The sequence below is a fragment of the Oleiphilus sp. HI0132 genome, assembly GCF_001635845.1.
The window spans coordinates 1-15207 of record NZ_LWGJ01001027.1 but is presented as its reverse complement, the minus strand read 5'-3'; the positions used below and the strand labels follow the sequence as shown (position 1 = coordinate 15207).

Genomic DNA, 15207 nt, shown 5'->3' with positions numbered 1-15207 from the left:
CAATTTAGTTTTTTGCTTTTCGCTTGACCCAGCTCGTCTATACTAGAACTAACGACTTGAACGAGCTAAAGATGAAACATGGACAAACCAAGCGTATACAGTCACCAAGACCCCTTAAAGAAATTAGGCTCCAGTAGCCCTTTACTTGAAAAGTTGCGGCTACTCCATGGGCACTTAAAACATCAGCATCACTATATTGACCGTATCGCCGTCGCCTTGTTTGATGCGAAAACCGATACCCTTAAAACCTTTGCTTGGAGCAGCGAACACGAAAGCCCTTTGACTCACTATCAAGCAAGTTTAAGCGATGCCCCTTCCCTGATAGAGATAATCAAGAGTGGGAATCCACGAGTCGTAAACAATATGGAAATTTTTTCTGACGGCCAGAATACCCATACGAGAGTATTAGAAAAGAGTCATTTCGGCTCTAGCTATACATTTCCAATGTATCAAGATGGGCAATTTATCGGCTTTATATTTTTTAACTCCTTCGAAAAAAACGTCTTTGAAGAAAGCACCTTGGTAGACCTGGATATGACAGCTCACATGCTCGTTCTTCTGGTATCCCATGAACAAGATGTGGTAGGTACCTTACAAGCAACTGTCAGAAGCGCCATGAATTTCACTCACCATCGTGACCCTGAAACAGCAATGCACATCGACCGAATGTCCCGATTTTCAAGACTAATCGCTGACGAGCTGGCGCATAAATATGGTTTTGACGACCAGTTTGTCGAGCATATTTTCCTGTTCTCACCTTTGCATGATATTGGCAAGATTAGTATTCCCGACTCTGTACTCTTAAAGCCAGGAAAGTTAGATGATCAAGAATTCGAGATCATGAAATCTCACGCAGAGAAAGGCAAGGAGCTAATCGATACGCTGTTAGAAAACTTCAGCCTAGATAGCCTCAACTACATCGACATTCTGAAAAATATCGCCCACCACCATCACGAAGCCTACGACGGTTCCGGCTACCCTGATGGGCTAGTTGCCCAAGATATCCCTATCGAGGCAAGAATTGTCGCAGTAGCCGATGTCTTTGACGCACTAACCAGTGAGAGACCTTATAAAAAAGCTTGGTCAAACGATGATGCTTTCGCAAAAATTGACGCCATGGCTGGCACTAAGCTGGATAGGGAATGCGTTGATGCACTAATTAAAAATCGCGAGCTAGTCGAAGAAATCCAACGACAATTCAAAGAAAATATTATTGGCTAAATACCCTTGGCTTGACGTCTATCAGTGTCACCTTTTTTTAATGTAGACAAACTAATATCGAGCTAGTCACTACCGGCTCATCACTCACAACAAGCATTAAGGGAATAAAACAAGTATGTCGAAAGTTAGTCTTGGCCAAAGCGCAAGTATCAGCAAACGTTTTTCTGAAGCAGAAGTAAATGCTTTTGCAGAGTTATCACTTGACTTCAACCCGGTCCACCTTGACGCCGACTATGCAGCCAAGACACCATTTGGTAAACAAATAGTCCACGGGATGCTTGTTTCAAGCCTTTTTTCTGGTTTGTTAGGAAAACACCTGCCCGGAGAAGGTACCATTTACTTGGGGCAGGACTTAAAATTCAAGAAACCAATATTTATTAATCAGGAAGTCACTGCAACAGTAGAGATTATCAACATACGTAATGATAAGCCCATCATTACGCTTAGCACCCTCTGTGTAAACGATCAGGGAGAAACCGTGATCGAAGGCGAAGCGGTTGTTATGTTTGCTGGCTAAATTATTGACTAATTGCTGCGGTACTCAGCTTATTCAGTACTGCGGCGATTTTAGATATGACTTGGTCACAACCTTGAATATCGTGACGCTTCTGTAAATACTCCGGATTGTTGTATGAAATTCTGACCTTATTATCATTATCCTTTTGAATCATTACTTTCTGCGGTAAATCGATTGCTACCGCTGGCGCGCAGTTCATTAGAGGTGTTCCTACCTTTGGGTTACCAAAAAGAATAAGCTCCGTCTCGGGCATAGCCAAATTAACGCTTTCCGCATTTTCCTTGTGATCAATTCTTGCAAACAAACTTAGACCTTTCGCCAGAATAATTGATTCAAATCGGTCGGCAGTTTTCTTCACTGTATACGGGCTTTCAAGTGATACCAGGCCTTCAGAAGCGATAGCACTGAATGAAGCCAAAAAGCCGCATAGGACCATCAACATTATACTTTTCATAATTTTTCCTTTTTATTATCTATGTACTTAAGCGACTCCTGGTTAATAGCATATAAGGTAGCACACTCAAGTTCGAGCACAAGCGGCTCAATCTGATAATTTTACTCGCTAGCCTTATTTGTACACTATACTGTTGTAGCATCAAATGCAGTTTCAAATTTGTTAATTCTCAGGTCCGTTTTAAACGAGGTATGGATGAGCAAGGACACAAAAATTGTCAGTAAAGTACTTGTACACGAGTTCGAAAAAACGTCATTGACCTTGTTAAAAGATGTTTGCATTGAAAATAATTTGGTTGGTTTAAGAGTCAAAACCGAGGACGACCATATCGGTCTCGAAGGGGCGTCGAGTGAGTTTGACGAAGTCCTGTCGTCAAATCTCGACCTGGGCAGTGTATTCCTGACCGAAGCGCCTGATAGTAGTGGCGTAAGTGGTTGAGATTTGTGCCTCCAGATTCACCGCAAACGTCCTGAACTACCGATATTTTTACGCAGAGTAACGCGTAAAGAACTTTCTCCTGAAGTCCTTCAAGCGATTGCTGGCAGCTATGAAAACAACAACATTGACCAACTTAACGGTTTGATCAACGAGTATATTTGTAGCATGTATTACCCTCTGGAGTTGGCCAAGGGCTTTCAGGAGATCTCTACTCAAGTATTTGAAAGCCTGATCCCCGGGGTAAAAGTTCATTGTGATTACCCCTACCTGGTAAAAGACCAATTAATCTATGGTGAATTGTTCACACTGATTCCTTTGGAAAGTGACTGGTGCCGTGGTTATATGATGCTGCAGACCACTGAAAAGGAAATCACTGATTTAATTCGCTCTGACGCAACTGCCATTCATTCAATGCGTCCGAATCGCAATGATATTAACTCGATTCTCAACGAAGCCACCAACCTGATTTGGGGTAAAGCACGCTCTTGCTACTTCTCTTCCGTTGAGAGTTTAGAAGGCAATCGTATTTATGTCCCAACGCTGGTAAACCACTCTCAAAAACATATGTCCTTTGGTTCAACCGAGCCTCAACTATGCTTTAAGTTTAAGCTGATCGACCCTAAATTCCGCTTTGATGAAATCACCATCTATCAACGCCTTATCTTCAACCTTAGCTGGTCACCTGAAAAGTTTACTGAAAACGATCAAATTGTAGAGCACCTGGTTGAAGATGGTGATTTGGAAATGTTTTAATCAAACAACAGAGGCCAAAATTGGATTACGAGTTTTTGTTTGATGAGAGTTCCCAGCCGCAAGCCCTATTTTCTAGCGGCCATGAAGCTATCGCTACTTACTTCAATATGGAGCTAAAGACTATCGTCGCAATTGACGAGGTTTAACAATAATAGACAAAGTGGAAAAAGGACAAATCACTCAATACCACTTTCAAGGCTCTGAATTTCAACTCAGGTTAGACAAAGTGGGAGCAGAAGTTCTTGCGAACGCTCTCGGTTATGAGGTCTACGAAGAGCTTCCTGAAAATACAGAATTATATGACCAGGAGCTCCAGGCAGAATGTGGTTTACTTGACTTCCAACAAGCCTTGCTAGAATGGCAGCGTTTTATTAAAAACAAAAGCCTGCCCTAGAACGATAGTTTCTTCTATCAGTTCATCACACCAAGCTTACGTTTTACATAGGTACCAGGGGCATCACATAAGACTTCAAGCTTTCCTGCTTCGGGCAAACGAGCTTCGATCTCTTCGCCTTTATAGGGCTGGAGCCAGTCGTTCCAATGTGTCCACCAACTGCCTTTATGGTGCTCACTCGCCGCGAGCCACTCATCCGCATCGTCAACAATATTCTCATTCGTCCAGTAAGAATACTTCTTCTTCGCTGGAGGGTTAACAATACCCGCTATATGACCGGACTCACCCAGCACAAAGGTTGCGTTGTCTTTGCAGATTTTGGCACCTTCATAGGTAACACGCCACTTGGCAATATGATCTTGATGGGTACTGATAAAATACAAAGGTACTTCTATTTTGGACAAGTCTATTTTGGTGCCATTGACCGCATAAGCACCTGGTTTAACCAAACGATTTTCCATATAGAATTTTCGCAGCATCTCGTTATGACAAGCACCGGTGATATTAGTACTATCGGAGTTCCAGTATAAAAGATCAAAAGGCGTCGGAGACTCACCCTTTAGATAGTTCTGGATATAGTAATTCCAATACAGAGAGTTCTCACGCAGTTTGCTGAATGAAACCGCCATCACTCTGCCATCGAAGTAGCCTTTTTGATTATTCTGATGTTCTATCGCTTTAATCGTATGGTCATCGATAAATACACCAATATCTCCCGGATCAGAGAAATCTGTCAAGGTCGTAAAAAGCGTTGCTGACTTAACACGAGGCTTTAGCTTACGCGCAGCCATATAGGCTAGCGTAGTCATTAATAAGGTGCCGCCAATACAATAGGCCGCCGCATTGATTTCACGGATCCCCGTTTGTTTTTCAACCACTTCTAGAGCATGTAATGCACCGTCGGTGACATAGCGGTCGAAACCGATATTCCGCTCTTTTTCAGTCGGGTTCAACCAAGACACCATAAAGACGGTCTGCCCCTGCTCTACCGCCCATCGCACGAGGGAATTCTTTTCTGATAAATCGAGAATATAGAATTTATTGACGAAAGGTGGAATGATCAGCAAAGGCGTCTCAGTGATTTTATCGGTAAGCGGAGAGTATTGAATCAACTCAAACAACTCGCAACGATAAACAACCTTTCCTTTGGTGGTCGCAATATTTTCACCTAGCTGAAAGGCCTCATCATCCGTCATGGTGATTTTTAAGGTATCAGCACTTTTTTCCAAGTCTTTTACAAAGCGCTCAAAGCCCTGCACCAGATTGGCACCGCGAGTTTTAATCGTAAGACTTAAAAGCTCTGGGTTTGTAGGAATGTAGTTTGAAGGTGATGCGGCATTAACGAGCTGCCTGACAAAAAACTCTGCTCTGCTACGCGTTTTATCATCAAGGCCTGGCATAGAATTAATGCTATCTAACCATGCACGACCGGTCACCAAATAAGCTTGCTTGATAAAGTTAAAATAAGCGTTTTCAACCCAGCCTTCATCACTAAATCGAAAATCTCCTTTTTCCGCCTCAACGACCGGCTCAACCTCTCGACCCGCAACCTGCGATAAAGCCGACTTAACGACACGAAAGTAATTCTTGCCCAAGTCTGCCGTTTGCTTTGTCGTTTCCCAAGGATGCTTTACAACCTCTTGGACATACTTTAGATAAGACTCTGTAGCATCACTGGCAACAGCCTGCAAGCTACCATGCTCTTCATTCAATTGAGTTGAAAGGTAAGTTAAAGCGCGCTGGCTTTCTTCCATTGCCTTGGCACTCATTTTCCAATAGGGATTATCAAAAAGGTTTTTCGTCATAAGAGCGTGTTCCTAATTATTCTTATAGAACAGGCAGCCAAAAGGGCTAAATACCCAATCTAGAGGTATAGATAGCGGTATGGAGAAAGTGCCTGCGAAAAAAGTCATGAACGGCCAGAACTGCTAAGTAGTACTGGCCTTCATTGTCATACCACTACTTTGCTTTACTTGTCGCTTTAGCAGCTGGTTTTGCTTCAGTTTTGGGCTCTGAAGCCGACTTCATAATTTCTTCCAACTCTTCACGAAACTTACTTCCAGCATCGCTAAGTGCTTGAATATCAGTCATCATCTGCTCGTTTAGCTCGCCAAAAGCTTCCATCTGCTCTTTAAAGAAATCCTGTAAAGACTCAGGGTCCTTTACTTCGGTAAATGCTTTAAAACGGGCCGATGCAAAGTCTGAATATTTTTTCGCCGACTCCATTTGTGCTTTGAAGGTTTCCTGCATAGAGCTGGTCATTAACTCACCAACTTTACTCATAGGCGCCAGTGATTCCTTTGCTTTTTCGTTTAGATCTTTCAAAAAATCTGTATTCAATTCCCTATCCTCATCACTGGGTTTAACAAAACATATCCTTGGCATATTAAGACACTTTTATGTCAGAGATATTTCTATTCGATTGTAATACTAGAAAGGAATAATCCTCAATGACCCAAGTCATAAAAGCGTCCCTCTCTTTAACTATGAAGCAATTTCTGCACCGGGCAACTTTCGCCCACTTTTTCCCAAAGCCCCCATTGCTCGGGCACTATCGATCAACTCTTGCTGAAACCTGGGATGCGCCAGCTGTATTAGTAGCTCAGCCCTTTCACTTAAAGATTTACCCTTTAAATCTACACAGCCATTTTCCGTCACAATATAATGCGTATCCATACGGGTATCGGTCACAGCCCCACCCTCTATGCGTGGGACAATTCGACTCACCTGACCTTTTTTTGCTGTAGAATGAAGCGCGATAAAAGAACGGCCATTCTCGGCCATATAAGCCCCCTCACAAAATCCAACTGCCCTCCGGTGCCTGAAAACTGCTGACCATTCATATGCTCTGCATTCACCTGCCCCGTCAAATCAACTTCGATTGCAGCGTTTACAGAAACCATATTATTGTTCTTACTGATCACTGCCGGATTATTCACCCAGGAAGCAGGATAACCAACGATCGAAGGGTTATCATCCATAAAGTCATACATCGCTTTGTCACCCAAAGCTAAGGTAAACACGTGCTTGTGCTGCATCCAGAATTTTTTCTTACCGGTCAGAACTCCCCACTGAATCAACCTAACCATCGCGGGCGAAAACAACTCAGAGTGCAGGCCTAAATTTCGGTGGCTATCTAACATTCCGAGCACCGCATTTGGCACACCACCAACTCCCATCTGCAATGTATCTTCATCATGGATATGTTCTGCAATCTGACTGGCAATTATCTTGTCTATTGGACCAGGCTCAGATAATTGCGTTTCGCACAGAGCCTCATCATGTTCGACCAGTGCATCAATCTCGGAAATATGAATGGTACATTCACCAAACGTTTTAGGCATATTCGAGTTAACCTCAACCACCACTCGCCTGGCTTTACGAATGACACTCGCGCCATAGTCGGCATTAGTCCCCAGACTAAAATAACCGTGTTTATCCATACTTGAGACTGCCACCATAAAACAATCCGGTGATATATGGGCAGTCAGCAAACGTCCAACCTGATGAAAATTAGTCGGTACAAACTGCATCCATGCTTCATCTTTTGACTCAGCCAGCGCTTGTCGGTCTGAGGCGCTTAAGAATAATGGCCTGGGCGAGATCCTCCCCGACAAAGACGGTTTAAGAAGCGTATTACGTAGATGTTCTGAGCCGTGCATGTAATACAAATTAAACGGCGCAACTCGCTCTTGTTCAGCGCATTCACTTAGCCAGCTAAGAAGTAGACGCGGCATGGCAACACTCATTCCCAGTATCAGGTTTGATACGCCAAGCATCTGCCCGGAAAGCTGCTCCTTGGAAATTTTCTTCGATTGATAAACGGCTTCAAGCATCTTGCTACTCCCCTTAAGATTCTTTTACTGTAAACCCAGTTTGAACAAACATTCTTAAGGCGGCGTGTTAGTTTAGTGAATTATTTCTTACAGGTGTGATTTCAGCTGCTTATGTCTTTTAAAAACCTATAGCTTTTTTGAGCAACATCAGCTTCAATATTGCACCAAATTAACGACCCTTCTAGCGTGAACAGCCAAACTATGAAAGCCCTAAGCATAAGCTCTCCACCAAACCTGGATAGCCTTGAACTGATAGAACAAGATCAACCAGCCCCGTTACCAGGCCAGGTAGGAGTAAGAATACGCTCCATTGGTTTGAATCGAGGCGACCTTCTATTCTGTCAAAACCGCTACTTTATCAAGCCAAACCCAGGAAGCAGGTTAGGCTTCGAAGCCGCCGGGATTGTTGACGCATTACCAGCTGACGGTAAAAGTAACTTTAAGCTAGGTGACAAAGTGGCCCTATGCCCAATGAGCTTTGATGTTCATTCACAAGGCACACTGGCAGAATATGGAGCCTATAACGAAGCATCGCTCATACCGAGCCCTGACTCGGTACCCGATGAACACTGTGGCGCAATCTGGATGGCCTACTTCACTGCCTGGGGAGGCTTGATTGAAGCGGGAGGCCTCAAACCGGGTGAAAATGTCGTTATCACCGCAGCATCAAGTTCCGTGGGTATCGCGGCTACCCAAATCGCCAACATGATTGGCGCAAACCCCATAGCCACCACAACTAGTCAAGAAAAGGCAGAAATACTGAGCCAACTCGGCGCACCGCATGTCATCGTCCAAGACAGAGATGATGAAGCTAACCTCAAATATGCCGAAGAAGTGATGAGCATAACCCAGGGAAAAGGAAGCGACCTGGTATTTGATGCCGTGGCAGGCCCTGGCACACATGGCCTGGTAAAAGCCTCAACACGAGGCGGTAGAATTGTAATTCAGGGAATGCTCGACAGGCGGCCCATGGATATTCACGCAGGTGTATTGATGAAGCGCTTGTTGACGCTAAAAGGCTATACGGTCGACCAGACACTAGAACAGGAGCAACAGAAGCAAAGAGCCATTACTGCAATTCGTCGCGGATTTAGCGAAGGTCATCTACAAGCAGTTATTGCTCAATCCTTTAGTTTGTCCGATTATCAGTCAGCTTTTTCAACCTTGTCTCTTAATAAGCATATTGGGAAAATTATTATCACGCCCTAGTAAGGAATGCTTTATACTGCCAGATATATAGACGCAAATAATAAAGATAAACCGGAAGGCCAGAATAAAAAATGCCTCATTACCATCAACAACTGCAAAGCCATGCTTTAGCTGACCTGACGAATAGAGCAAAGAGCGGCATATTAACCTATTTTGGTGTTTGGGTAATTCTGGCTTTTACCTTCAACCTTGATCAAGTCAACCCCAGCTTTCTCTATCTAAACACGGGGCTAATCATATTATTTGCTGCCTTGCGAATTGCTCATCTATTAATACTTAACCGTAGCCCCTCACCTAACATTCCCGTCTTACATCAATGGCTTGTCATCACTATTCTTGGTGCAGCACTTCATTGGGGCTGCATGTCGGCCTGGGTTATCTATGATGACAGTTTAACAGTGATGCAAACCGCTATTTTAATTATTACCCCCGCCTTCACTGTCGGCGGTGCTAGTACACTGAGCATATCTTCGGAAATCCGGACTCTCTACCCTATCTTTATGCTTCTGCCCGTGATTGGCGCCTTGATTCATGATGGCAGTACCAGCAACTTAATGTATGCCTTGTTATGCAGTATCTGCCTGACTTACATATTCACCTCTTCCAAAGCGAGCCATAACGACTACTGGTCTGCGATTACCAATCACTTGGTTGCAGAAGAGAGGGCTGAGCTCATGGAACAATTAAGCACCACAGATCCGCTCACACAGCTAAAGAATCGAATGTTCTTTGATAAAGAATACAGTAAAGAGTGGAAACGCTGCTCGCGAATGTCCTGCCCATTAAGTCTCATTATGATTGACCTGGATTTCTTCAAAAACCTCAATGATAACTATGGTCACATGTTTGGCGATGACTGTTTGAAGAAAACAGCCAAAGCGATCAACGATGAGGTTGCCCGACCTTCTGACTGCGTCGCACGCTACGGCGGTGAAGAGTTTATCGTTTTGCTACCTAATACAAACAAAAATGGTGCCGAGAATATTGCCAAGCGCATGCTTAAGGCAGTATCAGACTTAGAGTTCGAAATAGATGGTCAAGTCATCAATATTACCTGCTCCATTGGTGGTGCAACCACGACACCAAATTTTCGTAATGACCGAAGCGAGTTAGTAAAAGAAGCGGATACTGCACTTTATTACGCAAAAGAGCATGGTAGAAACCAATATTATGCACTTTCCTGAAGTCAGCACACGCCAGCTTAATTTATAAGTAGTACCAATTAGATATAGACCTGGCAACAAATACTTTTCCCAACTAACCAGCTAAATTCATTCGAAAGAAAATATAGCCTCAGCCAAAAGCTTTTTTTACCCTTTTTTTTCCTATATTATGGCCGGTTAATTATAGTTAACACCCATTTTTTTAGATTTTTTTCTACGTATTTACATTAGGAGATTCCCCTTTGTCTGGACAAGCATCAACGCTAATCTCGAACGCACGCGCTGTCGTCAGCCACGCGCAGAATGCCCTCAACACTTCTCTAAGCCATATCAAGCACCTGTGCTTGAACGAAACGGGCCGCCTTTCCGGGCATAAATTAGACGAATACCAGGTTGTATCCTATGACCTCGCCTACGCTTCTGCTGAAATTGCAGCCGCTAGCTCAATCTGTGATTACGCTGAAAAAATCAGAGCCTCTAAAGGCGAACAAGAAGAACTCTACCTCGAAGAAACGATTGCATTGATGTTCTGTGCTGAAGCCGTACAAAGCACTAAAGCTCGTCTAGCCACCAAACCCAGAGAGTTTGGTTTGTCTAAAGAACAGTTTGCTGAAAGCTTTGACAACGATGCTGTTGTGGATTTCTGCGACACCTACCTGCAAACTGCTAAACTTGTTGAGCTTGGTAAAATCATGCTAGGTCAAGATGGCTGCACAACTGATCCTTTACTTGATGAAGATAAAGAAATCATGCGTGAATCATTCCAGCGCTTTGCAACAGACGTTGTCATGCCAAAAGCAGAGCATATTCATCGCGAAGATTTGATGGTTCCTGATGAAATTCTAAAGCCATTGGTTGAAATGGGCTGTTTCGGTTTGTCTATTCCAGAGCGCTACGACGGCTTACAGCCAGACGACCGTGAAGATAACATGGGCATGATCGTTGTAACTGAAGAACTGTCTCGTGGCTCTTTAGCCGCAGCAGGTAGTTTGATTACACGTCCTGAGATTCTTTCTAAAGCTCTCATGGCCGGTGGTACTGAAGAACAGAAACAATATTGGCTGCCAAAGCTAGCTTGGGCTGACCCATCCTGCGCAGTTGCCATTACCGAGCCAGATTTTGGTTCTGACGTTGCAGGCATGAAACTAAAAGCTGAAAAAGTTGACGGTGGTTGGGTACTTAACGGCGCGAAAACATGGTGTACTTTTGGCGGTAAAGCTGGCGTTTTGTTAACACTAGCGCGTACTAACCCTGATCCAGGCTTGGGCCACAAAGGCTTAAGCATGTTCCTAGTTGAAAAACCTTCTTTCGACGGCCATGATTTTGAATACGAGCAAGAAGGTGGCGGTAAGCTAAGCGGGAAAGCAATCCCAACAATCGGTTACCGAGGCATGCACTCTTTCGACGTATTCTTCGATAATGTCTTTGTTCCAGACAGCCACTTGTTAGGTGGTGAAGAAGGCCTGGGTAAAGGCTTCTATTACACGATGGCAGGTTTCTCTGGTGGACGTATCCAAACTGCTGCACGTGCAAATGGCCTCATGCAAGCCGCTTATGAGCGTGCGATCAGCTACTCACAAGAACGTAAAGTATTTGGCCAGCCTGTGGGTGAATACCAGCTTACCCTAAGCAAACTATCTCGCATGGCGACCTTGATGACCGCTTCGCGCCAGTTTACCTACGCCGTAGGCCGTTTGATGGATGAAGGCAAAGGCCAGATGGAAGCCAGCCTAGTGAAACTATTTGCTTGTAAGTCTTCTGAGTGGCTAACACGTGAGGCATTGCAGATTCACGGAGGTATGGGCTATGCAGAAGAATCAGCAGTGAGCCGTTACTGGATTGATGCCCGCGTACTCTCTATCTTTGAAGGTGCTGAAGAGACTCTTGCACTGAAAGTAATTGCCAGAACCCTAATCGAGAACGCAGCGTAGATTGCGATTTGATTCTCAGCCAGCCAAGCTGTTGTGCTGGCTAAGCAAACCCTAAAAGAGATCATTCAAAAACTTTCCTATTGAAAGACGCTTTGACCGATCTCTAATAAACATTGAACTAGCGACATGCAGTGTCGAGGACAGAGCCTCAAGTACTCTCGGAATCGACCCACATCGGAATGAAGTAACATGAGTGAGCAAAATAAAGCGCATCTGATCTACGATAAAGAAGATAAGCCGAGCAAAGACCGTCCGTGGATTTTCAGAACCTACGCCGGACACACCAATGTTTGGGCCTCCAATGAGCTTTACCGTAATAACCTGGCAAAAGGCCAGACGGGTTTAAGTATTGCAATGGATCTCCCCACGCAATGTGGTTACAGCTCCGATCATGATATTGCGAAACCCGAGATTGGCAAGGTCGGCGTGCCGATCAATTCACTCGATGACATGGCAGTACTATTCGATAACATTCCTTTAGAGGAAATGAACACCTCGATGACCATCAATGGTACATCCATGTGGTTATTATCTTTGTATGTTGCTTTAGCTGAAGAGCGTGGCATAGATATTAGCCAGCTTAAAGGCACGACTCAAAATGACTTGATCAAAGAGTACCTGGCACGTGGTACCTACATATTCCCACCAGAAGATTCTATTCGCATTATCGTCGACATGTATGAATACTGCTTGCACAACATTCCTTCATGGAATGCTTCAAACATTTGCTCATATCACCTTCAAGAAGCCGGCGCGACGCCTGTTCAAGAACTCGCTTTCGCTCTGACAACAGCAATTACAATTCTGGATGCAATCAAAGAACGTGACTGCTTCAATGAAGAAGAGTTTGAGCGTTGCGTTGGCCGAATTTCTTACTTTGTAAACGCTGGTATGCGCTTTGTAGAAGAGACCTGCAAAATGCGCGCATTTGGCGAAATGTGGGATGAGATCACCAGTGAACGTTACGGTGTTAAGAACCCTAAATACCGTCGCTTCCGTTACGGTGTTCAGGTTAACTCTTTGGGTTTGACTGAAGAACAGCCAGAAAACAATGCATGGCGTATTCTGATCGAAACATTAGGCGTGACACTTAGCCGTAACGCACGTTGTCGCGCACTTCAGCTACCTGCCTGGAACGAAGCTCTATCCCTTCCGCGCCCTTGGGATCAGCAGTGGTCACTGCGTCTTCAGCAAGTTATGGCTTATGAAACTGACTTGCTTGAGTACCCTGACCTATTCGAAGGCTCTAAGGTTATCGAATCAAAAGTAGCTGAGCTAAAAGAGCAAGCCTTTGCAGAAATTAATAAGATTCTAGATATGGGCGGTTGTGTTGAAGCTATCAAGACCGGTTATATGAAGTCTTCTCTTGTTTCTTCTCAAGGCGAGCGAATGAGCAAGCTGGCTCAAGGCGAGCAAGTTGTGGTCGGTAAGAACAAGTGGACAGACGGTATTGAATCACCACTCGTTGGAGACAGTGACGGCGGTATATTTATGGTCGACGCTGAAGCTGCTCAGAAAACCATTGATGCCTTAAACAATACACGAACCAGCCGCGATGCCGCCCGTGTAGAAGCTTCTCTAAAAGCCTTGGCTGAAGCCGCAAAAAATGGCGAAAATATGATGGCAGCCTCTATTGAATGTGCAAAAGCGCGCGTAACCACGGGCGAATGGTCAGATACCTTACGTGAAGCCTTCGGCGAATTCCGTCCACCAACAGGTGTTGATGGTCAGGCGCTGACAATCGAGTCAGATACCCTGGAACAGGTTCGAGCTAAAGTTGAGCAATTCATCGAAACGAATGGCTATCGCCCTCGTATCGTCGTTGGCAAGCCGGGCCTTGATGGCCACTCAAATGGTGCTGAAATGATTGCTGTTGCAGCGCGTCATGCAGGCTTCGATGTTATCTACTTCGGTATTCGCTTAAGTGCTGCAGATATCGTGCAATCGGCTTTGGAAGAAAACGTCGATGTGATCGGTATTTCATTGCTTTCTGGTTCTCACAACGAGATTATTGATCAGTTATTTGAAGAGTTAGAAAACAATAATGCCAAGGATGCGATTCCTGTCATTCTGGGCGGCATTATTCCAACACCAGACTTTGAATCACTTCAAAGCAAGGGTGTTAAGCGCATTTTCACGCCAAAAGATTTTGACCTAATGGCAGTGATGAACGAGATCATGGACGTCATTAATGCACAAAAAGCAAACTAAGCCTGATCTTGCGCTTGATCAACTGACTGCACAAATGCAGTCAGAGCTACCTGAGAAAGTCGCGCAGCAGTTAGAGCAAGCAGCCAATCTAGAGAAGTGGCCAATTGCCCAACTAATTTCGGTCTTTGAGCGAAATACCACGCAGAACTTTGTCACTCGGCACCAGATTGTCTCTTATCTAGAAAAGAAGCAATCTGGTAACGACAAACAAGGTATGGTCTTGGGTATTACCGGTACGCCCGGTGCAGGTAAGTCGAGTTTAATCGGCGAGCTTTGCTTAACGCTGCTTAAAGAGCGTTCGGACATGTCGATCGCTGTCTTGGCGATAGACCCTTCTAGCCATGAGTCTGGCGGCGCCCTGCTCGGCGACCGGACACGGACAATTTTCCCGGTAAAAGACAAGCGACTATTTTTCCGATCTCAAGCCTCGCAGCAAGACTTGGGTGGAATGAGTAAGCAAACCTTCCACGTAACGCGCTTGCTAAGAAAAATTTTTGATCTGATCATCATTGAAACGGTCGGTATCGGCCAAAGTGAGATTGAAGTTCAGAAACTTAGCGACCATACCTGCCTGGTAATGCAGCCATTGGCTGGCGATCAGGTTCAGTTTATGAAAGCCGGAATCATGGAAGTCCCGGACACCTTTATCATCAATAAATGTGATGAAGATAATTTAGCGAAAAAAAGTCTGCACTTGCTTAAATCGAGTCTAAAATTAGCCAGTATTTATGTAGAAAATGCCGGTGATAAAAAGCAAGCAAATGTTAAAGATATATTTTTAACCAGCGCAATAAAGCGCAAAGGTATTACTGAACTGGCTGATCACGTACTTGCATATCGCGACCAAGCTATTAGTCAGGAAGCTTTGGAAAAGCAAGAAAACTACTTTTTACATAAGTGGATTAAACAAGCTTACGGCGAGTTCGGTGAAGGGGTATACGAGCACTTCGCTCAGGATAAAGGCCTCCATACAGGAAGCCTTGAAGAAAAAGAGTTAAGATTTAAAACAATTATTGCCCAATTCATTAATCAGATTCATGACTAGATTTTTTGATACATATCAACAACTTGAATCAAAAT

The 15207-nt window shown here is 44.3% G+C and carries 14 protein-coding genes and 1 pseudogene; 11 read left to right on the top strand and 4 right to left on the bottom strand.

The features are described from left to right. Window positions 1-78: 78 nt before the first annotated feature. Together A3766_RS11945 and A3766_RS11940 are read left to right on the top strand one after the other, a co-directional pair. Entirely contained in the window at window positions 79-1221 is a 1143-nt protein-coding gene (locus A3766_RS11945; RefSeq protein ID WP_068513789.1) for an HD-GYP domain-containing protein, read from the top strand. Between the two features lie 115 nt (window positions 1222-1336). After that, window positions 1337-1738, top strand: coding sequence for a MaoC family dehydratase (locus A3766_RS11940; protein ID WP_068513786.1), 402 nt, complete (start codon window positions 1337-1339; stop codon window positions 1736-1738). A 1-nt stretch (window position 1739) separates the two neighbouring features. Here the strand turns inward: A3766_RS11940 and A3766_RS11935 are convergent, their stop codons facing one another. Beyond that, window positions 1740-2192, bottom strand: coding sequence for a DUF302 domain-containing protein (locus A3766_RS11935; protein WP_068513781.1), 453 nt, complete (start codon window positions 2190-2192; stop codon window positions 1740-1742). A 195-nt stretch (window positions 2193-2387) separates the two neighbouring features. Here A3766_RS11935 and A3766_RS28925 point away from each other — a divergent pair, with 195 nt between their 5' ends. Genes A3766_RS28925 through A3766_RS11925 form a run of 4 tightly spaced genes read left to right on the top strand, consistent with a single transcriptional unit; the run spans window position 2388 to window position 3777 of the window. Continuing rightward, complete coding sequence (locus A3766_RS28925; protein WP_068641541.1) at window positions 2388-2630, top strand: hypothetical protein; 243 nt, start codon at window positions 2388-2390, stop codon at window positions 2628-2630. 3 nt (window positions 2631-2633) lie between these two features. After that, complete coding sequence (locus A3766_RS11930) at window positions 2634-3383, top strand: chemotaxis protein CheX (RefSeq protein ID WP_068633895.1); 750 nt, start codon at window positions 2634-2636, stop codon at window positions 3381-3383. A 20-nt stretch (window positions 3384-3403) separates the two neighbouring features. Continuing rightward, window positions 3404-3529, top strand: a complete 126-nt coding sequence (locus tag A3766_RS32405) for a YacL family protein (protein WP_197469622.1) — start codon at window positions 3404-3406, stop codon at window positions 3527-3529. A 14-nt stretch (window positions 3530-3543) separates the two neighbouring features. Beyond that, window positions 3544-3777, top strand: coding sequence for a YacL family protein (locus A3766_RS11925; protein WP_197469623.1), 234 nt, complete (start codon window positions 3544-3546; stop codon window positions 3775-3777). A 17-nt stretch (window positions 3778-3794) separates the two neighbouring features. Here the strand turns inward: A3766_RS11925 and phaC are convergent, their stop codons facing one another. The 3 genes and pseudogenes from phaC to A3766_RS11910 all read right to left on the bottom strand — a co-directional run bounded on the left by phaC (window position 3795) and on the right by A3766_RS11910 (window position 7310). Continuing rightward, window positions 3795-5582, bottom strand: a complete 1788-nt coding sequence (phaC, locus tag A3766_RS11920) for a class I poly(R)-hydroxyalkanoic acid synthase (RefSeq protein ID WP_068513780.1) — start codon at window positions 5580-5582, stop codon at window positions 3795-3797. A gap of 154 nt (window positions 5583-5736) precedes the next feature. Then, complete coding sequence (locus A3766_RS11915) at window positions 5737-6117, bottom strand: phasin family protein (RefSeq protein WP_068511741.1); 381 nt, start codon at window positions 6115-6117, stop codon at window positions 5737-5739. Between the two features lie 144 nt (window positions 6118-6261). Continuing rightward, window positions 6262-7310 (bottom strand): annotated as a pseudogene (locus A3766_RS11910) (acetyl-CoA hydrolase/transferase family protein). Between the two features lie 504 nt (window positions 7311-7814). Between A3766_RS11910 and A3766_RS11905 the strand changes: the two are divergent. The 5 genes from A3766_RS11905 to A3766_RS11885 all read left to right on the top strand — a co-directional run bounded on the left by A3766_RS11905 (window position 7815) and on the right by A3766_RS11885 (window position 15172). Continuing rightward, window positions 7815-8822 carry a zinc-dependent alcohol dehydrogenase family protein gene (locus A3766_RS11905; protein ID WP_068513777.1) on the top strand — a complete coding sequence of 336 codons (1008 nt, stop codon included), beginning with the start codon at window positions 7815-7817 and terminating at the stop codon, window positions 8820-8822. A 71-nt stretch (window positions 8823-8893) separates the two neighbouring features. After that, window positions 8894-10006, top strand: a complete 1113-nt coding sequence (locus tag A3766_RS11900) for a GGDEF domain-containing protein (protein WP_068513774.1) — start codon at window positions 8894-8896, stop codon at window positions 10004-10006. Window positions 10007-10227: 221 nt separating this feature from the next. Then, the gene (locus tag A3766_RS11895) at window positions 10228-11916 is read left to right on the top strand and encodes an acyl-CoA dehydrogenase family protein (protein ID WP_197469631.1); all 1689 of its coding nucleotides are present in this window, start codon (window positions 10228-10230) and stop codon (window positions 11914-11916) included. A 189-nt stretch (window positions 11917-12105) separates the two neighbouring features. After that, window positions 12106-14127, top strand: a complete 2022-nt coding sequence (locus tag A3766_RS11890) for a protein meaA (protein ID WP_068513771.1) — start codon at window positions 12106-12108, stop codon at window positions 14125-14127. After that, window positions 14108-15172: a GTP-binding protein gene (locus tag A3766_RS11885; RefSeq protein WP_082865307.1), complete on the top strand. Its 1065-nt coding sequence runs from the start codon at window positions 14108-14110 to the stop codon at window positions 15170-15172. Before A3766_RS11890 ends, A3766_RS11885 begins: the two co-directional genes overlap by 20 nt. Window positions 15173-15207 lie beyond the last annotated feature (35 nt).